This window comes from Mucilaginibacter polytrichastri, from assembly GCF_001911425.1.
In the GTDB taxonomy this organism is placed as follows: domain Bacteria; phylum Bacteroidota; class Bacteroidia; order Sphingobacteriales; family Sphingobacteriaceae; genus Mucilaginibacter; species Mucilaginibacter polytrichastri.
Map to the genome: position 1 here is coordinate 2,054,814 of NZ_MPPL01000001.1, position 25,731 is coordinate 2,080,544.

The window sequence follows — 25,731 nt, forward strand, 5'->3', positions numbered from 1 at the left end:
GCAGATATGAAGAGTAAGTTATACGCCGTTATAATTGCATTGATATTTACAGGTATTACAGAAAATGGCCGGGCGCAAACAGCGCCCGCCAAATATGTGATTATGGTTACGATAGATGGTTTTAGGCCTGAGTTTTACCTTGACAGTACTTATGCCATGCCAACGGTAAGAGAATTAATGAAAAACGGTGTTGCAGCTACAGCTTTAAACCCGGTGTTCCCTTCAGTTACCTATCCAGATCATACCACTATGGTTAGCGGGGTTACGCCGGCAAAACATGGTATCTACTATAATACCCCCTTCGAACCGGAGGGGGTAACCGGTAAATGGAATTGGGATTATAAGCTGATAAAAGTGCCTACGCTTTGGGATGCGATGCACAAAGCTGGCAAAAAAACCGCGTGTGTGCGCTGGCCTGTAACGCTTAACGCCCCGATCGATTACCGGATACCGGAGTACTGGAATTACAAGAACATGGCCGATGCACGCGAATACACCGCTGCAGCTACCCAACCTGCTTCTTTATGGAAAGAGGTACAAGATAACGCAACCGGCATGCTCGAAGCTGATGATTTTAACGCAACTAATAACGAGCTTATTCAGGATGAAACCACCGCACGTATTGCGGGATATATTATCAAAAAGTATAAACCTAATTTTATTGCGCTGCATTTGGCATGTACAGACCATTATGAGCATGAAAACGGCAGGGACCATTACATGGTTAAAGCATCTGTTGCCGGTGCCGACAGAGCTATTAAAACCCTTTTAGAGAGCATTAACAGGGCAAAGATTGCTGATAGCACGGTAATAATTATCCTGGGCGACCATGGCTTTGAAAATATCTACCGGAGCTTTAATCCTAATTATTTGCTTAAACAAGCCGGATTGATCAATGATGTAAAAACAGGAAATTGGAAAGCCCAGTTTCATTCATCAGGTGGTTCTTCATTTCTGCAATTGAAAGATAAAAACGACCAGGCAACGCTTAAAAAAGTACAAAGTATTTTAGCACAGCAACCAGATTCTGTTAAAGCTTATTATCAGGTTATTGATAAAGCACAGCTAAATAAAATTGGGGCCGATCCTGGCGTGTTACTTGCACTTAGCGGATTAAAAGGCACTACTTTCGGCAATAAAGCCGATGTAGCAGTAGAGAGGTTTAAAGGCGTAAAAGGCACCCATGGATTTTTCCCGGATCATAAGGAGATACAGACCGGCTTTGTTGCTTTTGGCGCCGGCCTTAAAAAGGGAATAGTAATCCCTATTATGAATATGGTGGATATAGCACCATTGGTATGTAAACTAACCGGAGTTACATTACCCGAAACAGATGGACAATTGTATCAGGCAATGTTCAACTAATTATTAGCATCATCCATAAAAAAAGCGTGTTATCACTTAGTGGTAACACGCTTTTTTGTAAGTATTAAGTTTAGCTGATATGATTAGTGGCTACTATTTAAAGTACCGGAGACAACTACTGCTGATAACTACCGAACAGCGTTATTAATCTGTCGGGGAAATCAGAGATCATACCATCAACCTTAAGTTCAGCCATTTTTTTCATGGCTTCAGGGTCATTAACGGTCCAGGGTAGTACCTGTACATTAGCCAGATGGGCCTGCTCTACAAATCCACCATCAATAAGCAAGTAGTAAGGGCTGATAATTTGTGGTGTAAAACCCAGCTTTTTAATATTGTCTGCAAAACTATCTTTGTTAGCTGTAAGATATGATAGCACTTGTTTAGGGTACTTTTTATGAAGCTCTTGTAAAGGTCGCAGATCAAATGATTGTATAGTCGCTCTTTGAGTTATCTTCTTTTTGTTCAATACAGTCATTACCAGTTTAACAAAAACATCCGGAACAGGATGTTCTATACCATCGCCCGCCGGTGTGCTTTTTATTTCAATATTATAATAAACAGGTTTAAGATGTTTGTTTTTAACATAATGTTCAACGCTATCAATTAATTCTGCCAGCAAAGGCTTATATGTTTTTATTCTCTTTTGCTCCGGAAACTGTGGATAAGGTTTGGTTCCGCCATCATAAAGTTTCACACTATCATAAGGCATGCTGTAAATGAGCAATGCCTTTTCTTCAGCCTTGCTTATCGGGCTACCATCCGGTTTCAACATAAAGTCGGCAGACATGTAGGTATCATGCGATACCACCACCTGGTTGTCTTTTGAGATTACACAATCCATTTCCAGCGTTTTTACGCCAAGATCAACAGCATGAATCATCGCTTCAATGGTATTTTCGGGCATTAACCCCCTGCCTCCCCTATGGCCTTGTACATCTATTTTTTGTTGAGCTGATGCCGTAATAACCATGCTGCAAAATACTAGTGTTAATAAATTTCTCATCTTAATTTATAATTTTTATTTAAAAAGTAACGGTACAAACTCGGTAAGGTACCTGCGCCATACCTGGTAGCTGTGCACACCTTCGGTTTCTTTATATTCAAATGCAATGTGTTTGGATTTAAGCCAGTCTATAAATTTGCGGTCGGATGGTACCAGGTAATCATCTTTGCCAATAGCTATCCAAACCAATTTTAGTTTTTTGTTAACAGATTCATTAAGGTTAGGAAAAGCCTTGTTATAATCCGGATCTAACAGGATAACAGCCGGGCTAAATGAACCTACATAATCAAATACATCGGCATGGTTTAGGCCAGCATCCAGCGATTGCCCGCCGCCCATAGAAAGGCCGGCAACGGCACGGTATTTTTTAGATTTGCCTACATTGTATAATTTTTCTACCATCGGTATTACCTCATTTAATAAAGCCGGAATAAATAAGGCCTCATTTTTTTGATAGGCTTCTTTAGTACGCTGGCCCGTGCCGGGGGTAAACATTTCGGGCGCACCATAACCAAGCGTATTAATGATAATCATCGGCTTCGCCTTGCCTTGCGCAATAAGGTTGTCCATAATAATATTTTCGCGCCCGGCCGTTACCCATGCACTAGTTTCGTCGGTAAGGCCGTGAAAAAGGTACAATACAGGATAGGGTTCTTTGCGTTTTGGGTCGTAACCGGGCGGGGTATAAACCCGGATGTCGCGATCGTCGCCAATAAGTTTCGATTTAAAGAAATGCTGGCTCATTACCCCATGTGGTACATCGTTTAGTTCCCAGCTGAGGGTTGATGGCCCCGGCACATGTGCAAGGCTTTGACCTAACGCCCGGCGGAAAAGCGGCTTTATGTACGGGTTATTAGGATCGGGCAAAATGTTGCCGTCAACAGAAAACGTATAACGGTAAATGTCTGGTGCAAAGGTTGCTGTATAGCTCCAAACACCTCCGGTATCTTTTGTCATGGGTCTTGGCTTACTGTCATCCATAATCAGCAGTACCTTAAGCGCATTTGGTGCCAGAAACCTGAAAGTTACTGAACCGTTTGATTCTACCTGCGGCGATTGGATGTCTTTTTGTGTTTGTGCGGATGCCTTTTGCACAATTACCCCGGTGAGGGCAAAACACATGATCATTATTATAAAATATCTCATTTCGGTTTATTTGAAAAGTCGGACGAAAATATAGGCCAAGTGTTAACCCTGGCCTTTAATTACGTTACCAAATCAATAAGATATCAATAGATAAACCGGTACACTACTATAACTGCGGTATTGATGAAGAATAAAGGTATAAGCCCTTTCGAAATTTAATTACAGCGAGTTTAGCAACCGCTTTAATGTAATGATGGATAATATGGCGATATAAGGTTAATTTGCTAAAACCGGCCCGGTTTGATAATATGCCTTTACTGCTTTACGCAGATAGCCACCATCATCATCCGAAGTTTCATTAGCCCCGCCCGTTAAACCATCGTTTTTGGTGTCCATATAACTGGTACAACTTGAAATTCCCTGGCCAAATAAGAAAGCAATTACTCCTGCCTGTCCATACTGGGTTATTTTGGTCAGGGTTCCATTATCGAGCACAGGCTTTAAGAAGTACTCTGCTATATTGTCTTTATAATGGCCATCTGTGTTGTTACAAGTTTGCGTAAGCGTATTGCCAACCGGTATTTGCCATAAAATAATCTTCCGGCCTGTTTCTGTATTTAGCTTTTTTAGGAAACGTTGAAAGCGATCGAAATCACTTAAATCTCCATTATTGGCATTAGCCATGGTAGACCACATCGACGTAGTTGTTTTGGTTACTAATTGCGTGTACCCCTCGTCCCTATCGGTAAATTCAGAAAAGATAAGATCAAAGGGCGCATTTAAAGATTTATAGTAAGCTGCTGTTTCAATGGCTACCTGCTCAGGGTTTCTCTTGCCTATTATCAGATCTGCCCCGGTAGCCCAATGAGATGCATGCCAGCCCAATATTACATTTGGGGCATATTTATTACGCATACTTACAATGGCTTGCGCAAGGCCTTTAGCATCATTTGTAAACCCCTGTACATCTGCTTGGTTACTTTGGCTCACTTTTATGGTGCTTTTTGCAGCATTGTTCTTATACATTTCCATATAACCAAACAAATCCGGCTCGTAATGAATTATAACCGGCTTGCCAAAGTTCTTGCATATTTGCAATAGAAATTTAAAATCGTCAAAATATTTATTCATTACTTCAGCATCATTTAAATTAGTGAAGCCTGGGTCTTCGTAACGGTTTTTAGCTGGCACTATATTGTAATAGGTAAACACAGGTACCTTACCCATTTGGCTAACTTTTGTTAAAAATGTACGTGCAAACTCACCGCTGGGTGATGTCCAGGTTGTCCATCCGTTTGAGAAAATATCTCCTGCTAAATACTGATATTGATAGTCTGCTTCCTGAATAAACTTGTCGCTGTTGCTCACATCGCCATTGGTGCCAAATGCAACTCTTTTGGGTAAACCATCGGGTGTGGGCGCGGTGGTAACAGATGTAGTTTCTGTGTTAGTGCTATTCGCATCATCGCTATTTGCCGGTGTTGACAAAGTGTTTTTTTTACAGCCAATAATTGAAACAAGTACTACAAATAATAGAAGTCTGCACATAAATTCTCTCCAAAGCTATTACACATATAGCTTACGGCATTATGGTTAATTTGTTGCATTTTTTCTGTTAATTAACTATTTCTTTTAAGTAAAGAATATGTTGCGTCATTATATTGCAACCCTTAAAATTTAATCACCTGTGTAAATTTCTTTTCTTATTGTAGGTCAGTTAGTTTAATAATTGTAAGTGAATCATGAAAAAGTTTGAATGGATTTTTTTATAACCCAAAGAATTAATTTAAAGTAAATATCAAAAACTTAAAGTTTCTATATAGTTAATTAAATTTATAATACTCTAAAAGAGAAGAAGTTATATTATAATTGTTAAAAAAACCGGCAGAAACCTTGTAATTCCTTTGTTTAACGAAACTTTAGATTGTCTTTTTCGTAGAAGAACATCTAACATCAACGCGTTATGTTTAATAAAAGGTCTTTGGAGACAACTATAGAGGGCATTAAATTTTTAAAAATGACTGGGAGTTCTAAAAAAACTACAAAAATTAATGGTGAAAAAATGCGGCAGCTGGCTGATTATATAAAAACTAATATTCCTGGTTGTGGATTTGCGTTAATTGCCTTCGAAGTAGAAAGCATAGCTAATGCCAATTATATTTCTAATGTTCAGGATGATTTTATGATTCAAACTTTAGAGCATCAACTTAATGCCATGAAAACCGGTAAAACGTTTTTAACGCCCGAGGACACAATTACTGTAGAATAACCCCGATTAATTGAATTCGGCAGTTTTCAATATACTAGACATAGCTGTTTAACAGTAAAATTACTGTCGGAGCCTACAATAAATTTTTATTGCTAGCATACGTTAGCCATCAGTTTTTTATTTGACTGCCGCTTAATTACTTGGGTTAAAATTAATGCTACGAATATTGGGCCAAAGTAGAGATATCGTTTCCATAAACGCTTAGGTTCATGAACTAATCTAACAAACCATTCTAAGCCCATATTAATCCAAATTTTGTTTGGTCTTTTTACAGTACCTGCATAAAAGTCGAATACCGCACCAATGGTGCAGATAATGTTAGCATTTAATTGCGGTTTATGTTTATATGCCCACTTCTCTTGCTTGGGCGCAGTCATTCCAACAAATAAAACATCTGGGTTAAAAGTATTAACTGCACTAACCATTGCAGAGTTATCCTCATCGCTAAATTGCTCTTTAAATGGAGGTGCAAAAAAGCCAACTTTAATATTCGGATATTCTACGGCTAACTTATCTTTTATTTTAGTTAGTGTTTCTTGTGATGCTCCTAAATAAAAACAACTTCCCGAGTTTCTATTCAGATCGTTTAACAAAAATTGATGCAGATCTGCACCTGCAATTTTTGTGATTTTTTTGCCAGTAAGTAAACGTGATGCAGCCACAACACCGATCCCGTCTGCCAGTAATATATCAGATTTTTGTAATGATTCTTTAAATTCACTATCAACATTTGCAATGCAATAAGAATATTGATTTAAAGTATTAACTAAAATAGAAGATTCTTTCTTTAATATTGATGATGACAGGTCATTCAGTTCTTTGGTGAATACTGGATAGTCTGTAAAGCTATACTGGTTATTTAATAGCATTTTTATAAGTAATTAGTAAAGTAGAATAGTGATCATAGATCTATTTAGGTAAAACTATTGTTTTGGTTGGCATTAATTGTGCCACAAACTAAATAATTCTTTCAAAATAGGCTTATTTACCAAATAAATAATATTTTACTTTAAAAAGGAGTAGATTTTTAGTTCCTTAACCGCAAAAATATCTATTTAGCTTATTTTATAATAAAAGATGTAAACAACTTATTATTAGGCAATGCCGATGGCGCAACTCACACAAAACTAATGAATATCATGTATTAATTGGTCGCCACCATTTAATCTTTATTATTTAAAATACATACTTAATTACACTAGCGGTATAAAAGATATTTTACCTCATCAACCTATTTATTCTTAATATTCATTGTACCATATTACCTCGTTGTTTTAATACGGATAGTTTTTACTACAGTTCGATCTGAAATAAATAGTGGCTTACAGGCCAATAGTTATTGTACATAAAACACAAGTTATGCTTAACTGTATATTATGTTAAACCCTCAACTATGCTTTACAACCTAATTTATATTAGCAAGGCTGCAAAGCTTATGGACAATGACGACCTGAAACTAATTATTAACGAATCTAACCAATGGAATGAGCGTCACGAAATAACTGGGATGTTGCTTTATATTGAAGGGCAGTTTAGTAAAACCGGAGGGCGTTTTATACAGGTACTGGAAGGAAGCCGGGATGAAGTGCAAATTGTCTTTAATATGATTAAAAATGACGCACGGCATTGTAATATTCTGCTCATGAATGAGTGTGAGTTAGAAAAGAGAAATTTTTCATCCTGGCTTATGGGCTTTAAGTCAATAACTGAGAACGAGTTTATTGAAACGGTTGGCTATTTTGATCTGGACGATTTTTCTTTAATCAAGACAAAATCTAAAGATTTCAATATCCCCCTTAACTATTTAAAGTCATTCTATGAAATCCATACAGATAAAAATACGCACAATTTGTAATTATTCAATTTTCATAAGCCCCGATATCAGCTGTGTGGCCTTGAGCGCGTTTATTTCCTTCATAATCGCTAGTACTATATACAACAGTATTTCCGCGATGAATTGCAGGGCTGCCCTTTTGGATCCTGAAGTCTGCTTTTAAATTATTTGCAGGATATACAAAGGACGGATTCACGTTATTAAGGCAAGTAGCAGATGAAACCGCAATTATGGCTTTATCAGGGTACGTTATGTTATAATGCAGGTTATTCTCGTAAGTTAAATTGGTATTGGTATAGTTGGAGTTAATTACATTTTCTGAATCAGAAACGAGGATGTTATTGATAATTCTGTTATCGTTACCCAAGCCCGAAAGTATTTGGCCTGCGTTTAATTCTTTCGTTTGTGAATTACAGTATGCTGTATTATTAATAATATCAATATGGTCGCTTTGAAAGGTATGGATACCTGTGCCACCGTTATACCAGCATATATTATTTTCAATTAAAGTCCGGCCATTGTAATCGCCCAGTTTAGATCCGTTTTGTTTGCTCCGGAAATCATCAATGATAATTCCGTTTCCATCAGTAACAATACACTGTTTAATCCATGGCACCAGGGATTTATTATTATAACACTTGTTGCCGCTAATCACGTTATGATAACCGCTCGAGTTATCATAATTCCAGAATTGGTAAAGTGCAATTCCACTGGTGCCAAATACAGTATACCAGCTGGTATTATATACCGTATTGCCAGAAATTGTAATGTAGTCAGCATGCGATGCTCCTATTCCTCCCCCACCACAATCATGAACAATGTTGTTTGCTATTACAATATGGTGTGCATGTTTTTTACCTAATCCGTTAATAGTAATTCCATTACCATTGTATTGCGGATCAAATGTGCCCTTTTTATTGGCGCAACTTTGAGGCTGAACCAATGCTTTTGCCAAAGTAACCTTAGCATTATTGCCGGTTACCTCAAAACCTACCACCTTAACATAACTAACGCCACTATTAATAGCAATACCGGCCCAACCGTTAAAATTAAGTTTAGGGTGCTGATTTGGGTAATTAATAAAAACTATATATTTTGATTTGCTGCCGCTCTTTGTTACATCAAATACATTACATGCAGGGCAGGCATTGGTATAATTGCCGTTCATTACAAATACAGTATCCCCGGGCTTGGTTAAATGGGCAGCATCCTGGATGTTTTTAAATGCTTTAGCTGTACTTAAACCGTTAGGTTTATTGTTATTACTTTTCTCGCTAACGTAGTAATTGGTTGCATATCCGCATAAACTCATCAATGTAAACACAATTAGAATTGCAAAACGACTGTAATAAATACCCGAATTATGCTTTCTTTTTGAGTCAATTGCAAAAAAAAGGCTTTTTAGTTTCTTGCAGAGAATTTTTATATACTTATTATTAAATTTCTTTATGGTTAACGACATTTTTCAATAATTAAATCTCTGATATTCAAGTAAAAGCTAACTCTCTGATAAATAAAATAATAAGTATTTCTTATAGGTTAATAAGTGTTATGCTTTACGTAATATTTATAATAATAAATAATTCTAAGCATGCTCTGAAACTTATTTGGCATGGATGTTGACTAGCCTGCGTAAATAATACTATAACTTAAAACTTATTTTTTTATTAGAAAGTCAAATATGATAACTTCTGTGTAAAAAACAACGCCTCCAAGCTCCAAATTATTACCCAATCACATTGTTTTGTGATTTTTAACTTATCTGTAAACGCTTAACCAAACAATCAATGAAACTATTAACTAAACCAAGTGCGTACAAAAGCACACTGCTCCCTTTTGCTTTATTAGCTGTTTTAACATTTGTAACTTCATGTTCATCATACAAAAAGATCCCTTACTTTCAGGATCTAAGCAGGACTGATATTACAACTGAAGACCTTAATAACTACACTATACCAACTATACAACCTACAGATCAACTGGCTATCAACGTAAGCAGTTTAAACCCCGAAGCTGCTGCTGTTTTCAGCAACAATACACAGTCTGCCGGTACCAATTCAAGCAGCCCCACTTACGGTTATATTGTTGACCAAAAAGGAGAAGTTAATTTACCATTACTTGGTATTGTTAAAGTTTCGGGCCTTACAACTTCACAACTATCGGTACAACTACAACAACAATTACAGGCTTATTTAAGTAAGCCCACCGTATCTGTAAGGATGGTGAACTTTAAAGTTGCTGTTTTAGGCGATGTATTGCGCCCCAATATTTATACCAGTGCAAGTGAAAGGCTTACCGTAACCGAGGCTTTAAGCTTAGCCGGAGATTTGAATATTACAGGTAAACGCGAAGACGTTATTTTAGTAAGAGAAATTGAAGGTAAAAGACAATACATACCTATTGACCTTACCTCTAAAAAGATTTTCGAATCGCCTTACTTTTATTTAAAAAGTAACGATTTAATATTTGTGCAACCCAGCAAACTTAAACTGGCTACGGTTGACACCGGATTTCGTAATGCAAGTTTGATCATTTCTGCCTTGTCATTAATTGCGATTTCTATCTCATTATTCCGTAATTAATTATGAATAGCAGGCAATCTACAAATGTTAAAACAACCGCGGGCCATCAGTTTACTGATCTGCGGGTTGTTTTAACTAAATACGTATATCACTGGCCGCTATTTGCTTTAGGATTGATTGTAGCACTTACAGGTGCTTATATTTATTTACACAACGTCAATCCGGTTTATGAAATTAGTGCCACCATACTTGTTAAGGATGAAAAAAAATCTCCGCAGCAAGAAAAATCTGCTTTACCGGAACTGGATCAAACCAGCTCTCCTAAAAACGCAGAGACCGAGATTGAAATACTGAAATCCAAAAACCTGGTTAAACAAGTTGTAAATAACCTGCAGTTATGGGTTAATTATAAATCAGGAGTCGATTTTAAAACGCAGGATTTATATGAAACAAGCCCGGTTAAATTTTTACTTGTTCAAAAAACAGGTTCGTTAACGGGTAAAAAGATTAGCATTGTTATTAAAGACAAAAACACGTTTGTATTTGATAATGTAAGTGGCCAAAAACAGTCAGCCGCTTTTAATACGCCAATAAAAAATGGTTTTGGTACCTGGTTATTAAAGCCGACCGGTTTCATTGATCAATATATTGGTTCTACCATAAATATTGATCTTAACGAGCCCGAAATGGTAAGCAACAATTATGTTAAAACTGTTGATGCTCACTTATTAGATAAACTGGCCCCTACAATTGGCCTGTTTGTAACTGACGAAGTACCTAAGAGAGGTGTAGACTTTTTAGATAACCTGATTACTGCTTACAATCAGGCAGCCTTGTTAGAAGAAAAACGCACCACTAAATCTACCATTGATTTTATCGATCATCGTTTAGCATCCCTTACCGGGGAATTAAGCCATGCAGAAAAAAATGTGGAGGGATACCGGAGCAGCCAGGGTATAACAGACATATCATCACAATCGCAGGTATATCTGGAAAACGTGCAAAATAACGGTATTAAGCTAAATGAAGTTAACGTACAGCTTAATGTAATTAATGGTATTGAGCGGTATGTTAATTCAAATTCCGAAACTGGTACGGCGCCTGCAACCATCGGTATTACAGACCCTGCATTAAATAGTTTGATCGAAAAGCTATCAGATCTGCAATTGAAAAGAAGTGCTTTGCTTGCAACTACCCCCGAAGGTAACCCCATGTTTGAGCCTATTAACAAACAAATAGCGCTTACTAAAGCATCTATTAAACAAACTGTTCAGGGTATTAAAGCCTCTTTATTAAGTTCGAAAAAAGAACTGCAGTCATTTAACAGCAAGTCCGAATCATCTATTAAAGACATCCCGGGACAGGAGCGCCAGTTTGTTGACATGAAACGTCAGCAATCAATCAAGGAGAACCTGTATGTTTACCTGCTACAAAAGCGCGAAGAGCTTGCGCTAAGCTATGCTTCAACATTTGTTGATGCGCGCATAGTTGATGCTGCCAACGTGGGCGATATTACCTGGCCTAAAAAGTCTTTTGTATTTGCTATTGCTTTGCTCTGCGGCTTGGGTTTACCCTTTATGGTTATCTATTTCAGAAACTCCTTTACCAATAAGATCACCGAGAGAAGAGATATTGAAAACGCATTAAACATCCCGGTTTTAGGTGAAATATCTTATGAAGATTTGAACGATGATGTAATTGTTGTTACCAATAAACATCACTTAATTGGCGAGCAGTTCAGGGCATTACGTACTAATTTACACTATGCGCATACCAATCAGAATGCAAGCCCAATATCTCTTTCAAACATGCCTAAAGCTTCATTAAATGTGGTAAGCAACCATGATTTAAATGTAGAAGGCCGGGTTACATTACTCACCTCAAGTGTTTCTAAAGAAGGAAAGAGTTTTGTAAGTGTAAATTTGGCGGTATCGCTGGCAGCAACCGGTAGAAAAACGGTAATCATGGAAATGGATTTGCGTAAACCGAAGATCCTGAAGATTTTTAACTTATCTAACAGTAATCCGGGTATTAGTGAATTCCTTTCATCAAACATTTCTGTAGATGCTATCATTAATCCATCAGGAAAAATAGCCAACTTGGATGTAATTGGGTGTGGACAGATTCCAACTGATCCATCTGAATTATTGGAACACGAGCGATTGGTTGAACTGATATCAGAATTGAAAGACAGGTATGACGATATTATTATTGACACTCCTCCCCTGCACCTGGTAACAGACGCCATGATTATTGCCAAACTTGCCGACGTATCTCTGTACATCATCAGGCAGGGTTATACCGGAAAAAACGAACTGGATTTTATCAGCGAAATTGAGCAAACTGAAAAACTGCCCAATATGCAAATCGTTTTTAATGGCATCAAGAAAAACAAATATGGTTATGGCTATAATTATGACAATAGCTATTATAACCCCGATCCGGCTAAACCACAGTTTAACATGGCTTGGAAACAGTTTTTAAGCAGGTTTTAAAACTGCTTAAAAACTGTACCACGTTATTAAGAAACATCGATCCTGAGTATCATTTAACATGCTGGATAAATTAATCGTTATTATTCCGGGTATAACATTGCTCCTGTTTGTATTAAATATATTTTACAAGGGCAACACGGTACAGTCTTGTATAATTTTTATTTTATCTCTATTGCCTTTAATGGATATAAAGATAACTCCTGAAGCATTTGGAGGCTTTAAAACATTTGATGCCATTTGCTTTTACAGCTTTATATTTCTTTTCAAAGATTTCATTACCATCAATATAAAAAGTAGGAACAATTTCTATTTTATGCTTTTTGTGTTGTTAGGTATTATCATTCTTTTAGGTGGGTTATCCTCAGAGTTTCCGGGCAAAACATGGCTTAGCCTCATTAAAGCTTTGCCCATTTTTATTTTCGCCCGTTTTTTTATGACGGAGTGTTACAAAGACGGGACATTCCATTTAAAAGCAATCAAGGCTTTAAAGGTGAGTTATATGGTTGCCATCGTTTTCTTATGCATTCAGCGGGTGGTTGGGCTAAAGTTTACGTTTTACCCTGGTTTATCCCCTAATACATTCGACCCTATTTTTCACCTTATCAGGTATCCGGGCATCTTTTATGATGCCCAGGCGCACGGTCAGTTTCTGGCTATGGGGAGCTTTTTGTTTTTATATATTGAGAAAGGTGCAACCCGAAAAAACATCATTATAAATTATACTTTTTTTGTGCTGGCCATTATTGGTATGAACATGGCCGGCAGCAGGGCCGCATTTGGTGGTTTTGCAATTGGCCTACTGTTGGTGTTTTTTATGGCTGCCAAAAATTACAGGATTTATGGTTTAATTTTCCTGGTGCTTTCTTATTTTGCCTTTACACTTATCTCTATACATACCGGCGTGTTTGACCGGGCAAAAAATATTTCTGATGATCTAACATTCCGTCAGAATATCTGGAAAGAGGCTTTTGATATTTCAAAGCAGCACCCCTACCTCGGTATTGGGGCAAATAATTATCAGAGTTTTGTGATTAGGCACAACCAGGATCAATACCTGGAGATTGAAGATGGCCAGCTGGTTTACTTTGATCAGCCGGAAAACGGCTATTTGAAAATCATGGTCGAACTGGGCTTTATTGGCTTTGCCATATTCCTCTTATTTTTACTAGTGCCGCTGATTAAAGGCTTATTGCTATTTATAAGAAATGTATACGACAAACGGGTAGCTCTTTTTATGGCCTCTCTCATTAGTTTCCTGGTGGCTTTTAATACCGTATACTCAATTTTTGATAATAGGCTGCTCATTATGGTGGCCAGTATGGTGGTGCTCATTGTAGCCTATCCCGTAAATAATGATGCTAATGAATTGGTCGAAGATTAAACAGACAAAGTTATTGCAGTCATCACTGGTTAAAAACAGTGCCTGGGGCATTGTATCCAATATTTTGCAAATCCTGTTTATATGCGCGTTTTTTGCCATTGTAGCACGTAAGTATAGCTCCGGAGAATTTGCCAGGTTTTTAGTTTCTACTTCGGTATACCAAATTGTTGCGGCCTTTTCATCTATGGGTTTGGGGCAGTGGTTTATTCGCCAGTATGTATTGGAGGATGATAAACTCACTTTTACGGGTAAGTTTTTAAAAACGCAGATTGGCCTGGGGCTGTTGTTTTATGTTGTCAATCTGATATTTGCCTTCGTGGTTTACGCTGATGTACAAATCAGATTTTTATGCATTATACTGGGTACAAATATTATTTTTGATAACCTCATCAACGCCATCAGGAGCCTTAACATTGCGGAAAACCAGCAACGCAAAACTGCTGCTATATTGGTAATAGATGGATTTTTAAAACTCGTTTCGGGCTGTTTACTGTTTGTCCATCCATTTTCTGTAGTTATTTTATCGGTTATTATGATTGTAGCCAGGGTGCTTACGCTGGGTTTGTTTATTAAACTAGGGTCATCAAACAGCATCAATATCAAATTTCTTTGGCGGGCTAAAATATCTATCGAAGACTTAAAACTGCTAATCATTAAAAATTGGCAATTCATTATTATAGGCAGTATCTCCATCATCTACTGGAAAATGGGGAACATCATTATATCTAAAACGCTTGCGCTAAGCAGCGTTGCCGACTACGAGATTGCATTCCGTATTTTCTCTGTATTATTGATATTACCCATTGTGGCATCGTCAACCATTTACCCACAGTTTATTAAGCATTTTAACGAGGGGAATCATGCTGCTTTAACCCGGCTTTATCGAACTGTATTTTTCATTTATACGTTATTCGCTATTGTATCTTACCTGTTCATGTACTCTTTTTCGGGGTGGATATTGCCATTAGCTTTTGGTAAGGGTTATCCCGGCTCCGTTTTGTGTACACAACAAATGTTTCTTACTTTTTTAATACTGCCTACCGTTCTATTACAAGCCAACTTAATAGTGGCCATTGGCTTAGAGAAACTGGATATGTGGTTTAACATCATTAGTCTGGGTGTAAACGTAGTTGGGTGTTTCGCCGGATTATATTTTATCCGCGAGCTTGCAGTAATTAACTATTCGGTTTTCTTCTCCTTTTTAGTTTTCCATATTTTACAGGATATACTATTGATTAGAAAAAAGATTACAACCATTAAACACTGCCTGTTATTTTACAGCGGCTTGTTATTAATTGTGTTGGCCTATCATCATTTCACTATCAGTACAAATCCGGTTGTGCTGTTTATTTTATTTTCTGGAGGGATATTTTTAGTCGCGGTGTCTGTAGTGCTTTTCAAAAAAAGGAAATCTTCCTTTAATCTGCTTACCCTTAAAAAACCTACCATTTAGTATGGCTGCATTATCAATCATTATCCCTGTGTATAACAAGGAGGCACAGATCAATGCTTGTATTCAATCTGTACTTAATCAAACTTTTACAGATTTCGAACTCATACTGGTAAATGATGGATCTACCGATAAAAGTGGAGAGATATGTATTGCTTACGAGCAGCAAGATAACCGCGTTATAGTAATTAACCAGGAAAATGGCGGTGTTTCTGCTGCCAGAAATACAGGCATTAACCACGCGACAGGCTACTATATTGGCTTTGTAGATAGTGATGATACCATAGAACCCAACATGTACCAGCTGTTGATGAATAATGCCTTATCGTACAATGCGGATATATCGGTATGCAGGTTACGTGTTATTTTCCCAAATAAAACTGTTACCCCGGATGAAGATGAAAAAGTTATTATCCTAAATCATGATGATGCTCTGTCGGCCTGTTTAAAAGGTGACCTGGATCGTAGTGCCAATAATAAGATTTACAAAACATCCATAGCGCGTGAAATTAAGTTTGAAGGGAACATTTACGAAGATATTTTATATACCTGCAAGGCATTCTTGAGGGCACAAAAAACTGTGCTGCAAAATGCAATTATGTATAATTACATTCTCAGCGATAACTCGGCCAGCATGAGCGCCTTTAATCCAAAATATATAGAAACCATTAAGGTATCGGCTGCCATGGTTAAACTGGTATCGGATAGCAATCCAAAATGCCTTTTAGATGCACAGGTATTCGATATTGTATCCAATATCTCGCTGCTTAATTTACTGCTGCTTGCCGGAAAAGATGATTATCCTAAAGAGTACCACACGGTGGTAAAAAATTTAGATAATTACAAGTCTATCATCAACAGTAACATCTTGACAGCCAAACACAGATATGCATTGAAAATATTTCATTATTCCCCCAGCCTATACACCCGGTTAATGTACTGGTACGGTATACTTACTGATGCCGAGGTGGTGAAAAGGACTAAAAAATCATTGCAGAAAAACGTTTAAAACAATCCAGGATACATGAACTTTTTTGAATTTATATTTCAGGACTGGCACGTCAATAAAGGTAATGCAAAGGGCAGAATAATATTGCTGTTTTTCCGCATGGCCAACTTCTGTTCTACCCGCAAAATTTATTACTACCTAGGGTTTATTTATCTCCTGTTTTATAAAATATTGGTTGAATGGTTTTTCAGTACCGAAATTCCATGGAATGTGAAGATCGGTAAAAATTTAAGCTTGTTTCATGGGCAGGCATTGGTAATCAGTAATCAGGTTGTTATTGGTCATAACTGCACGCTTAGGCAATCTACCACTATTGGCAATAAACAATTGGCAAACGGTGGCTATAGCAGTTCGCCGGTTATTGGCAATTATGTAGATATTGGTAGTAACGTTTGTATTATCGGCCCTGTTACTATTAATGATCAGGTACTTATTGGCAGCGGGGCTATTGTTGTTAAAGACGTTCCGCCTCATAGCACTGTAACCGGGAATCCGGGCGTAGCTAGGCCGCGAAAAGATATTAATCCCGATACATTATGAGCAAGCCAAGAATATTATTTAGTATGCCCACACGTCACCACGTAGAAATTGCGCTGGACGAAATGGAAGGACTACAAGAGCGAGGCTACACTTGCAATAAATTTTTTTATGCGGCCAAAGATGGCGTTAGGTCAAATACAGGCCGTATGCGTGTTATATTTCAAAATGCTTTTAACCTCATCAAATTAGCCCGCTTTTTTAAACCCGATGTTATTTACTTTAATTCGAGATTAGAGGTACTGGCTGGTATCCGCGATTTTATTACCATTTCGTTATTCAAAACTTTTTACCGTCACCCGGTTAGCTTCATCATCAAATCTCATGGATCGGACATTGATGTGTTTGAAAGTAAAAACCCATTGATCAGTAAAATTGTACTCCCATTTCTTAAAAAACATGTTTCGGCATGGCTCTTCCTTTCTACAGAAGAACGGAAAAAAATCACCGAGGCTGATTATTTGCCTGCAGCAAAAGTATTTGTTACCAAAAATATTGTACGTATTACTCAATTTAAGGCCGACGATGCTTTTAGGAAACAGTATAAGATTCCAGATCATCATAAAATTTTGCTTTTTGTAGGCCGGGTTATCAAGCAGAAGGGTATTTTCGATGTAATAAAGGCTTTCCCCCAAATAAAACAACAGCATGATGTTAAATTAATCATAGTGGGTGATGGCACCGAACTAGAAAGCATCCAACAACTTACAATTGAACTGGGAATAACTAATCAGGTTATTTTTACCGGCTTTATTCCCGAACAGGATGTGATACCTTTTTATGCGAATAGCGATATCCTTGTATTCCCAACTTACTTTCCGGAGGGCTTTCCGATGGCATTATTTAATGCCGTAGCAGCTGGTATGTGTATTGTTACTACCCCAACCCGTGCAGCTGTAGATTATTTAACAGAACCAGAAAATTGCCTCTGGACCGAGCCGGAGAATAGTACAAACCTTGCAAATAAGGTTAATAACCTGCTACAATCAACTGCGCTGATAACAGAAATGAAGGCCAACAACATGATTAAGGGAAACTTATTTAGCAAGCGCCAGGTATGCGTTGAATTAGCTGCAACAATTGAAAAAGTAATAAATTTATAATGTCGGTAATCAACATATTAAAAAAGCTTAGAAACGAATTTCTCAGGAAAGTAGTTTACCGTAAATATAAGATAGGCCCCGGTTTTTACAGCGGCACCCGTGTAAGGATATGGGGTAAAAAAACGATATCTATCGGCAAAAACTTCTACATTGGCCGCGATTCATTTATAGAAAGTGATGCCATTATTGGCGATAACGTATTATGGGGAAACCGTGTGGCGTTGGTTGGCCGGTATGATCATCATTATTTACAGCCCGGGGTGCCTATCCGCCTGGCCTCGCAAATACGAGATAAGGATTACAACTGGTTAGGGCTAAACAGTGTAACCGTTATTGAAGACGATGTATGGGTAAGTTATGGCTGCACTATTTTAAGTGGTGTAACCATACATACAGGCAGCATCATTGCAGCCGGATCTGTAGTTACCAAAGATGTAGAGCCCTATTCCATATATGGCGGTGTACCCGCAAAAAAAATTAAAGACCGCTTTGCCTCAAAGCAAGAATTAGAACTTCATCTAAGTATGCTTAAGGCATAATCATTAGGAGGTTTCAATTATACCCATAGTGTTCAGAATACACAACATTATGTATGCTGTGAAATTTAATAAAATGACTAAAAAGGTCTTTTTTATTCTTATTAGGAATATTTTATCTACATAAAGTAATATTGAGTTATAAATATTTCTCCATAGTGTTTTTATTATTCTATAGTTAATTTTTGATTTTTTGTGGCATAATTCGTGATTAACTGCCAATATTAATTTATTGATTTATAATTAAGTCAATCGTATTTTTTATAAAAAACGCTAATACAAAATGTCTCAAAATAATAAATATGATAACTTTTCGGGTTATCATTTATACTCAGAAACGCTAAACCAACTTCCAATTAAACCCAAACTTTTGGTTAATACTATCAATCAATATTCATATTGTATTGCAGACCAAGATTCGGATTTTAAAGATTCATTACAAAAATCTGATGTTTTATTACCAGACGGAGTTGGTGTAGTTAAGGCAGCTCGATTTCTAACAGGTAAAACAATTAAAAAAATTGCAGGTGCAGATCTTCATCAATATTTACTGGAGTCATTGAATGAAAAAAGCGGTAAATGTTTTTATCTCGGGGCTACTCCTCAAACATTAGAAAAAATTAAGGCCAGAATTGCAATTGAATATCCCAATATTAAAGTGGAAACATATTCGCCGCCATTTAAAAAGGAATTTAGTGTAATTGATAATCACAAAATATTAGATGCCGTAAATGCTTTCAGACCAGATGTATTATTTGTGGGCATGACAGCCCCTAAACAAGAAATATGGGCAACTAAAAATAAATGGGCATTGGACACTAAGTTAATTTGTTCTATCGGTGCAGTGTTTGATTTCTATGCAGGCACTGTTAAACGCCCAAACAAACTATGGATAAAATTTGGCTTGGAGTGGCTGGGCCGGTTAATATCTGAGCCTAAGCGTTTATGGAAAAGATACCTGTATTTCGGGCCTATATTTGCCGGTTTAATATTAAAAGAGAAACTAAAACAGATATTCGCAAAGCCAATTGTAGAACCTGTTTACAACATTAAATCATTAAGGTCAGCTGCCTGATCTTAATGATTTAATCTAACGCTCATCATTGGCAGCTACAGCAGCTACAACTACTTTTTGTGGTACATTATAAGCCGCTATCTCTTTCTTGTCAGCACTATTATTTTGCTCAGACTTGGCAATGGTTTGCTCATTAGCTACCAATATAATAGATGAAAAAGGATCAATGCTTACTTTATCTTTGTAAACATTATGATGTACATCAACATATGGCTTATCCAGCTTTATCGTTCTTACCTCGTTTGTTACATTAAATTCAAACATGATGTCCTGGTAGGGTAAAAGTTCTATAGAAAACTGGTCTTTACCGTAAGCTGTTTTCCACCGGGTTAAGTTGTAGGTTTGATTAACACCTTTGCCATTTTTTACGGTTGAGGCCATAATAGCGCTTATCTCCTTTTTTAGCTGGCAATAATAATTGCTGTCTATTTGCCCAAAGGATATAATATCGTCCTGCTGAGAAGAGAATTTCGCATTGGGCTGCAGGTCATTTAAAGAAAAGAAAGTATTGTTACGAATGTTATTATTTCGGATATAAGTGCTGGTTTCTAAATAATGATCTTGTTCTAATCTAAGTTGCACGCCGTTATTAAAAACGGTGTTACCATAAATATTAATGTCTTTAGCGTTGTGGATTTTTATACCATTATTAGCACATAAGGAAACTGTGTTGCCGGTAATAGCCACACTTTCGGTATTATCATCAATATAAATGCCTTCTGCTTGTAATGATAGCGGAAATGTTGTGCCAGCGCCATTACCTATGCCATGCATAATAATATTGCCAACCACACGCTTACTCATTGTTTTAGACCAATCACCTATGTAAATTCCTGCGCCATCATCTTTTGTAAGGCAGAAATAAGTGATGTAATTATTTTTAACGTACGATGACGTACCGCCGAAGTAGACGCCGTTATAACCTGTACTATCTATTTTGTTTCTTTCTATCTGGGTGTTATCTCCAAATGATGTAATAGCTTCATAAGTACCAGAACCACTTTTTCCTAAACCGGGTATTAAGCCGGTATTTTTAATTTCATTATTAATAACGGCAGAATTAACACAGCCCGCGTCCATATTAACGCCTCCGCTCAATGAGTGATTAAGGATACAATTTTGAATAGCCAAAAATGGAGAATAACTAGCCGAAATAGCATCGGCTCCAGTTAAATCAGTTGTACAATGCCTTAAAGTTATTTTGCTCGAATTGGTAATGTTAAAGGCATTGTTACCCGCACCAATAAAAGATAAGTTTTCGAAAACGATGTTGTTAAACTTAGTAATATTTACAAGGTTGCTTTCTGCATTAGTTTTAATAACTAAGTTTTCGGGATTCTTATTACCAACGTAGATCATCATCATTTTACGTGATGCATCATAATACCATTCGCCAAATTGGTCTAACGTTTTAATATTTTTTTGTATAAAGTAGCCAAAACCATTTGTAGGCATATCTTTAGTACCTGCAGCATAAGTTATAACCCCGCCTGCGTTTGATGTTATTGTGCTTTTATCAATAATCCATCTGTTTTTACGAATCACAACTTCGCTTCCGGTCCAATTGGTCAAATCACCAGATTGATTATCTATAATAGATGTATTCCCCTGATGCGATTTGTAAGTTAAATAGCCTTTATTAGGATAACGTCCTATAGCCTGCTGAACTCCATTTAAAATCAGCATACTGCCATCAGTTACACAAGGGCTTTCGTAAACACCATTCTTAACTAACTTCCAGTTTTTAAGTGTAGTCAGTCCGCTTATTTGAGGATTGTTTCCGTTGCCATAAGCACCAAAGTAAATAGGTGCAAAAACGGCTCCGGATTTAGCTACCGTAATAGCACCATAAAAGGTCTCCCCTCTTTTAAATAATATAGAGTCTCCGGCACCAAGAGATTTAAAATAAACGTTTAATTTATTGATTGATTTCCAGGGGGTAGATGGGTTATGAGCCTGGATGTCGGTATAAGCATCGTTACCAGTTGAGCTTGATATATAATAAGTAGTGGCATATGAATTGTTACAGCCGAACAAAATAACGGCCAACAATAAAACCCTGGATAGATTAAATTTGACAAGCATACTGTGCAAACATGGGGTATATTTCATAACTCATTAATGCTTTATTATTTGTTTTTGGATAACCGACTAAAAGCATATATAATTATATATCACAGCGCCTTTTATCAATATTTGTTTAAGTACAATTACAAAGCTCATATAGCTTTCGCATGTATTGTTGTTGTATACGTGAGGTGGGTTATTAAAGTTGTATATAAATGGCTTATATACAAACATTAACGCCATTGTATATAGTAAAAAGGTATATTGAGAGGGTAATTTGCTCTATTTTGTGGTATTTAAATCAAACATTAACAGCTGGTTTGGGTTAATACTGAATTCGGCTGAAGTTAGGTTTTAGCTGTATCGGATTAAAAATCAATCGACACGTCAATCTCTTGAAACAAAAAGTTTTTGTATTTAAAGTATTCTTTGAACTGATAAGATGTGCACCGCACTTGCTGCTATTTGCACTGCATAAAAACAGAAAAATTATTTATGCCGATGTAGACAGGTGGGTTAAAATATATGCGCTTAACTACAGCAGGCCCGTCAGCTTCTTATATCTGTTAAGTTTTTATCCTGAATATCGTAACGTATTTTATTTACGCGTAGGTGCCTGGAAATACCTTATAAATATTATTTGCCCCAAGCTATCTACATTATACATTTACACCAATGATGTAGGTAAAGGCCTGTTTATACAGCACGGTTTCGCTACCATTATTGCCGCCAAATCAATAGGCGAAAATTGCTGGATTAATCAGCAGGTAACTATAGGCTACAGTAATGAAACAGACCAGCCTACATTAAACAACAATGTAACTGTTAATGCAGGTGCCAAAGTTATCGGTAATGTTTTAATCGGAGATAATTCGATTGTTGGAGCCAATGCAGTGGTGGTTAAAAATGTGCCTGCCAACTGTACGGTGGTGGGTGTGCCTGCTTATATTATTAAAAAGGATGGTATAAAGGTACAGGCAGGCGATCAGAAATTATAGCTTTAACTGTAGCTTAAATAAAGATTGTATTAAATTGATTTACAGATACTTGCAGAGTACTGATGTAATCCTATTTAATTTAATAAAGGCAGGTCAAAATAAAATGTTGAGCCTTCTTTACCTTTGCTTTCTACACCAATTGTACCGTTATGCGCTTTGATGATCTCTGCAGCAATATATAATCCCATACCAAAACCTTCCATTTTTCGGGCCTTTACATGGTCTGTTCTGGAAAATCGCTGAAACAGACTTTTTTGATTTTCCAATGGAATACCTATTCCATGGTCTAGAACACTAGTCCGCACCATTTTAGTTTGCTCGTCTACACTAATATTAACAATGATCTGCCCTGCTTCGGGAGAATATTTAATAGCATTAGTGAGCAAATTGGTTAGTACCTGGCCAATTCTAAACCGGTCGGCAGATACTCGTGCATCACACATTTCGCTAACGGCAACATGATGTTTGGTATTGGCAAGATTTACTTCCTGTACCAGATCAATAATCAGTTCCAATAATACAAAGGGTTCTTTTTTAAGTTGTATTGTGCCTGTTTTAAAAGCCGAAGCATCCAGTAGGAAAGATGTTAAGCGGTTTAGCTTATCCGACTGTACCATAATACGGTCTATTGTTGTAGTTACCCGCTCGTTAACCTTATCTTTAAGTTCAATACTCAATATCTGGGTGTAGCTCCTAATAACAGATATCGGCGTTTTAAGTTCATGACTGGCCACACTTATAAAGTCTTCCTTAGCCTGCTCCAGTTTACGTTGCAGGGTAACATCCTGAAAAGTTAGTAAATGCTGGCCAATGGATTTAAAAGTTTGAAAAACTTTACGGCAAGATACCAGCAATGTACCATCTTGCGCCTCATCGGTACCTTTATATAATAATTCAAAGTTCTCGAAGCTGTCATAATGCTGCATTTCCTCTTCCAGCGGTTTGGAGTCAAGCGTGGCAGAGAGGATCTCAAATAGATTTTTCCCTTCGGCCTCAGCCTTGTTAACTTCAAAAAGTTTAAAAAAAGCCTTACTTGCAGAATTTATCGTCAGGTCAGCATTTAAAATCAGGATAGGTTCTTTTGATGTTTCTACAATGCTTTGCGCATATTTACGAGCTTCCAGGGCATCGTCTTCTGCTTCCTTCCTCCTGCTTAAATTACGTAGAATTTTAGTGTAGCCAATGTGCTCGTTTTCACTGTTGTACAATGGAAATACGAGGCCGCTTGCCCAAAACAATGTGCCGTTTTTTCTTTGGTGATATCTTTCGTCTACACCCCGGCCCTTTTCTAGTGCTTCTGCAAACTCATGCTCTGGTACGCCATTTTTACAATCTTCATCTGTAAAGATCATGCTTGCAGATTTCCCGCAAATTTCGTCTTCTGTATAGCCTAAAACCTCTTCTGCACCCCTGTTCCAGGTGGTTACAATTGCGTTCTTATCGGTAGTAAATACGCCGTAATCTTCCAGACTCTCCAGTATATTTTTGTAGAAATCATTATCTAACTGAGAAAAATTCGAAACTTTCATATGAATTATATTGCAACCGGATAAAGGTATTAATTTAATTAACGGACATACTATTTTTAAATTTTAACAAAAAATATGAAACGTTTTATTAGCCGCAAAAAAAGCCTCAAAGACTGATGTCTTTGAGGCTTTTTTTGCGGCTATGTCTCGTCCTGAAAAAAGTTGACTAAAATATAGTCAACAAATGGAAAGTCAAAGAATTAAATCAAAACATGTAAGCCCGGGCGGGCGCTACAGTTTATCGTTCAAAAAGAAAGTTGTTCAGGAATATGAACGAGGGTTTTTGAACAAAGATCAGTTACAAGCCAAATATGGTTTAGGCGGCAATTCAGTGATATTGCAATGGTGCCGTAAGTATGGTAAATTGCACCATCCTGAAAAAGGTGCATTAGGCCGGCCGATGAAAGATCCACAAAAACAACGTATCAAAGACCTGGAGAAGCAACTGGAAGAAGCCAAGCTTAAATTAGTGGCTTACGAGAAATTGATTGAGATTGCTGAAAAGGAAGATGGCATAAACATCTTAAAAAAAGACGGCGCCAAACAATCAGTGAGCTTGCCAAAATGTATCCAAGAAAAGTAAGTATGTTTTGCGTATTGTTTGGCCTGAGTAAACAGGCTTACTATAAACAGATTAAGCAACGACAAGAGAAGATTATTTTACGCAAACAGGCCAGAGCATCGGTCTTGCAATTACGCAGAAGTATGCCGCGATTAGGCACACGCAAACTTCACTATTTGCTAAAAGAAAATAATGTCTTGATAGGCAGGGATTATCTATTTGACCTGCTTCGGGACGAAGGGTTGCTTGTTTTAAAACGGAAAAGGTATACTTTAACGACTAACTCAAAACACTGGTTGCGCAAATATCCTAATCTGATCAAAGAGATGCTCATTGTTCGTCCTGAACAGCTTTGGGTAGCCGATATTACCTACCTGGATGCAAAGGATGGCAATCTGTATCTTCATTTAATTACAGATGCCTATTCCAAACGCATTATGGGATATGAACTCTGCAACAACATGGAAGCAGCTTCAACACTTAAAGCCTTACAAATGGCTATTGAGAACCGGCAATATAAAAGTAATGTGTTGATACATCATTCAGACCGCGGTTTACAGTATTGCAGTAAGCTTTATACATCTTGTCTTATTCGAAATGGAATAAGAATATCTATGACAGAAAATGGTGACCCTTATGAAAATGCTATTGCCGAACGAGTAAATGGTATTCTGAAAGATGAGTTCGGCCTGTCAGATCAAATGGAGGATCTTATAGACGCCTCATTGCAAACCGACCAAAGTATAGTTACTTATAATAATCAAAGACCACACCTAAGCTGCAGTATGCTTACACCAAAGCAAATGCACAACCAGCAAGCCATCAAACTAAGGACATACAACAAAAAAGCTCAAACATCTTTAGTGGATGTTTGAGCTTTTTTATCAATGTTTGTGCAATCAAAAAA

At 37.2% G+C, this 25,731-nt stretch carries 21 protein-coding genes; 14 read left to right on the top strand and 7 right to left on the bottom strand.

Annotated elements, in window-relative coordinates:
* Positions 1-6 precede the first annotated feature (6 nt).
* Positions 7-1,365, top strand: coding sequence for an alkaline phosphatase family protein (locus RG47T_RS08885; protein WP_074489085.1), 1,359 nt, complete (start codon positions 7-9; stop codon positions 1,363-1,365).
* Positions 1,366-1,480: 115 nt separating this feature from the next.
* On the opposite strand, the gene RG47T_RS08890 is transcribed toward RG47T_RS08885, so the two are convergent.
* The 3 genes from RG47T_RS08890 to RG47T_RS08900 form a co-directional block, all read right to left on the bottom strand.
* Positions 1,481-2,371, bottom strand: a complete 891-nt coding sequence (locus RG47T_RS08890) for a glycerophosphodiester phosphodiesterase family protein (protein ID WP_074489086.1) — start codon at positions 2,369-2,371, stop codon at positions 1,481-1,483.
* Between the two features lie 15 nt (positions 2,372-2,386).
* Positions 2,387-3,517, bottom strand: coding sequence for an esterase (locus RG47T_RS08895; protein WP_083627344.1), 1,131 nt, complete (start codon positions 3,515-3,517; stop codon positions 2,387-2,389).
* A 216-nt stretch (positions 3,518-3,733) separates the two neighbouring features.
* Entirely contained in the window at positions 3,734-4,945 is a 1,212-nt protein-coding gene (locus RG47T_RS08900) for a hypothetical protein (protein WP_139235769.1), read from the bottom strand.
* Positions 4,946-5,420: 475 nt separating this feature from the next.
* On the opposite strand from RG47T_RS08900, the gene RG47T_RS08905 reads away from it, so the two are divergent.
* Positions 5,421-5,726, top strand: a complete 306-nt coding sequence (locus RG47T_RS08905; RefSeq protein ID WP_074489088.1) for a hypothetical protein — start codon at positions 5,421-5,423, stop codon at positions 5,724-5,726.
* A gap of 92 nt (positions 5,727-5,818) precedes the next feature.
* Here RG47T_RS08905 and RG47T_RS08910 read toward each other — a convergent pair whose 3' ends face one another.
* Positions 5,819-6,595, bottom strand: coding sequence for a WecB/TagA/CpsF family glycosyltransferase (locus RG47T_RS08910; RefSeq protein WP_074489089.1), 777 nt, complete (start codon positions 6,593-6,595; stop codon positions 5,819-5,821).
* A 524-nt stretch (positions 6,596-7,119) separates the two neighbouring features.
* On the opposite strand from RG47T_RS08910, the gene RG47T_RS08915 reads away from it, so the two are divergent.
* Positions 7,120-7,581, top strand: coding sequence for a BLUF domain-containing protein (locus RG47T_RS08915; RefSeq protein WP_074489090.1), 462 nt, complete (start codon positions 7,120-7,122; stop codon positions 7,579-7,581).
* A gap of 4 nt (positions 7,582-7,585) precedes the next feature.
* Here RG47T_RS08915 and RG47T_RS08920 read toward each other — a convergent pair whose 3' ends face one another.
* Positions 7,586-8,872, bottom strand: coding sequence for a right-handed parallel beta-helix repeat-containing protein (locus RG47T_RS08920; protein WP_139235768.1), 1,287 nt, complete (start codon positions 8,870-8,872; stop codon positions 7,586-7,588).
* Positions 8,873-9,347: 475 nt separating this feature from the next.
* On the opposite strand from RG47T_RS08920, the gene RG47T_RS08925 reads away from it, so the two are divergent.
* From RG47T_RS08925 to RG47T_RS08965, 9 genes are all read left to right on the top strand, one after another.
* Positions 9,348-10,142 (top strand): polysaccharide biosynthesis/export family protein, encoded by a 795-nt coding sequence (locus RG47T_RS08925; protein WP_074489092.1) that lies wholly within the window; start codon positions 9,348-9,350, stop codon positions 10,140-10,142.
* A gap of 2 nt (positions 10,143-10,144) precedes the next feature.
* Positions 10,145-12,577, top strand: coding sequence for a GumC family protein (locus RG47T_RS08930; RefSeq protein WP_074489093.1), 2,433 nt, complete (start codon positions 10,145-10,147; stop codon positions 12,575-12,577).
* Between the two features lie 181 nt (positions 12,578-12,758).
* Entirely contained in the window at positions 12,759-13,958 is a 1,200-nt protein-coding gene (locus tag RG47T_RS08935) for an O-antigen ligase family protein (protein WP_171972501.1), read from the top strand.
* A complete protein-coding gene (locus RG47T_RS08940) occupies positions 13,939-15,411 on the top strand; it encodes an MATE family efflux transporter (RefSeq protein WP_074489095.1) in 1,473 nt (490 codons plus the stop codon). Before RG47T_RS08935 ends, RG47T_RS08940 begins: the two co-directional genes overlap by 20 nt.
* Position 15,412: 1 nt before the next feature.
* Complete coding sequence (locus RG47T_RS08945; RefSeq protein ID WP_074489096.1) at positions 15,413-16,417, top strand: glycosyltransferase; 1,005 nt, start codon at positions 15,413-15,415, stop codon at positions 16,415-16,417.
* A gap of 15 nt (positions 16,418-16,432) precedes the next feature.
* Positions 16,433-16,957 carry a serine acetyltransferase gene (locus tag RG47T_RS08950; protein ID WP_074489097.1) on the top strand — a complete coding sequence of 175 codons (525 nt, stop codon included), beginning with the start codon at positions 16,433-16,435 and terminating at the stop codon, positions 16,955-16,957.
* On the top strand, positions 16,954-18,057 hold the full coding sequence (locus tag RG47T_RS08955; RefSeq protein WP_074489098.1) for a glycosyltransferase family 4 protein: 1,104 nt from the start codon (positions 16,954-16,956) through the stop codon (positions 18,055-18,057). The genes RG47T_RS08950 and RG47T_RS08955 overlap by 4 nt, the downstream gene beginning before the upstream one ends.
* On the top strand, positions 18,057-18,596 hold the full coding sequence (locus tag RG47T_RS08960; protein ID WP_074489099.1) for an acyltransferase: 540 nt from the start codon (positions 18,057-18,059) through the stop codon (positions 18,594-18,596). The genes RG47T_RS08955 and RG47T_RS08960 overlap by 1 nt, the downstream gene beginning before the upstream one ends.
* Before the next feature lie 280 nt (positions 18,597-18,876).
* Positions 18,877-19,668: a WecB/TagA/CpsF family glycosyltransferase gene (locus tag RG47T_RS08965; RefSeq protein WP_074489100.1), complete on the top strand. Its 792-nt coding sequence runs from the start codon at positions 18,877-18,879 to the stop codon at positions 19,666-19,668.
* A gap of 15 nt (positions 19,669-19,683) precedes the next feature.
* Here RG47T_RS08965 and RG47T_RS08970 read toward each other — a convergent pair whose 3' ends face one another.
* Positions 19,684-21,753 carry a right-handed parallel beta-helix repeat-containing protein gene (locus RG47T_RS08970; protein ID WP_074489101.1) on the bottom strand — a complete coding sequence of 690 codons (2,070 nt, stop codon included), beginning with the start codon at positions 21,751-21,753 and terminating at the stop codon, positions 19,684-19,686.
* A gap of 377 nt (positions 21,754-22,130) precedes the next feature.
* Between RG47T_RS08970 and RG47T_RS08975 the strand changes: the two genes are divergently transcribed.
* Positions 22,131-22,733 (top strand): serine O-acetyltransferase, encoded by a 603-nt coding sequence (locus RG47T_RS08975; RefSeq protein ID WP_083627346.1) that lies wholly within the window; start codon positions 22,131-22,133, stop codon positions 22,731-22,733.
* A gap of 74 nt (positions 22,734-22,807) precedes the next feature.
* Here RG47T_RS08975 and RG47T_RS08980 read toward each other — a convergent pair whose 3' ends face one another.
* A complete protein-coding gene (locus tag RG47T_RS08980; RefSeq protein ID WP_074489103.1) occupies positions 22,808-24,262 on the bottom strand; it encodes an ATP-binding protein in 1,455 nt (484 codons plus the stop codon).
* A 184-nt stretch (positions 24,263-24,446) separates the two neighbouring features.
* Between RG47T_RS08980 and RG47T_RS08990 the strand changes: the two genes are divergently transcribed.
* A protein-coding gene (locus RG47T_RS08990) for an IS3 family transposase (protein ID WP_139302423.1) occupies positions 24,447-25,699 on the top strand; the annotation gives its coding sequence in 2 pieces (ribosomal slippage) (positions 24,447-24,801 and positions 24,801-25,699; 1,254 coding nt in all).
* The last annotated feature ends 32 nt before the right edge of the window (positions 25,700-25,731 follow it).

Excerpts from the sequence above, each read along its gene's own strand:
- RG47T_RS08885 (WP_074489085.1), top strand. The coding sequence starts at position 7 with ATGAAGAGTAAGTTATACGCCGTTATAATTGCATTGATATTTACAGGT.
- RG47T_RS08890 (WP_074489086.1), bottom strand. The coding sequence starts at position 2,371 with ATGAGAAATTTATTAACACTAGTATTTTGCAGCATGGTTATTACGGCA.
- RG47T_RS08895 (WP_083627344.1), bottom strand. The coding sequence starts at position 3,517 with ATGAGATATTTTATAATAATGATCATGTGTTTTGCCCTCACCGGGGTA.
- RG47T_RS08905 (WP_074489088.1), top strand. The coding sequence starts at position 5,421 with ATGTTTAATAAAAGGTCTTTGGAGACAACTATAGAGGGCATTAAATTT.
- RG47T_RS08910 (WP_074489089.1), bottom strand. The coding sequence starts at position 6,595 with ATGCTATTAAATAACCAGTATAGCTTTACAGACTATCCAGTATTCACC.
- RG47T_RS08915 (WP_074489090.1), top strand. The coding sequence starts at position 7,120 with ATGCTTTACAACCTAATTTATATTAGCAAGGCTGCAAAGCTTATGGAC.
- RG47T_RS08920 (WP_139235768.1), bottom strand. The coding sequence starts at position 8,872 with ATGAGTTTATGCGGATATGCAACCAATTACTACGTTAGCGAGAAAAGT.
- RG47T_RS08925 (WP_074489092.1), top strand. The coding sequence starts at position 9,348 with ATGAAACTATTAACTAAACCAAGTGCGTACAAAAGCACACTGCTCCCT.
- RG47T_RS08930 (WP_074489093.1), top strand. The coding sequence starts at position 10,145 with ATGAATAGCAGGCAATCTACAAATGTTAAAACAACCGCGGGCCATCAG.
- RG47T_RS08935 (WP_171972501.1), top strand. The coding sequence starts at position 12,759 with ATGGATATAAAGATAACTCCTGAAGCATTTGGAGGCTTTAAAACATTT.
- RG47T_RS08940 (WP_074489095.1), top strand. The coding sequence starts at position 13,939 with ATGAATTGGTCGAAGATTAAACAGACAAAGTTATTGCAGTCATCACTG.
- RG47T_RS08945 (WP_074489096.1), top strand. The coding sequence starts at position 15,413 with ATGGCTGCATTATCAATCATTATCCCTGTGTATAACAAGGAGGCACAG.
- RG47T_RS08950 (WP_074489097.1), top strand. The coding sequence starts at position 16,433 with ATGAACTTTTTTGAATTTATATTTCAGGACTGGCACGTCAATAAAGGT.
- RG47T_RS08955 (WP_074489098.1), top strand. The coding sequence starts at position 16,954 with ATGAGCAAGCCAAGAATATTATTTAGTATGCCCACACGTCACCACGTA.
- RG47T_RS08960 (WP_074489099.1), top strand. The coding sequence starts at position 18,057 with ATGTCGGTAATCAACATATTAAAAAAGCTTAGAAACGAATTTCTCAGG.
- RG47T_RS08965 (WP_074489100.1), top strand. The coding sequence starts at position 18,877 with ATGTCTCAAAATAATAAATATGATAACTTTTCGGGTTATCATTTATAC.
- RG47T_RS08970 (WP_074489101.1), bottom strand. The coding sequence starts at position 21,753 with ATGCTTGTCAAATTTAATCTATCCAGGGTTTTATTGTTGGCCGTTATT.
- RG47T_RS08980 (WP_074489103.1), bottom strand. The coding sequence starts at position 24,262 with ATGAAAGTTTCGAATTTTTCTCAGTTAGATAATGATTTCTACAAAAAT.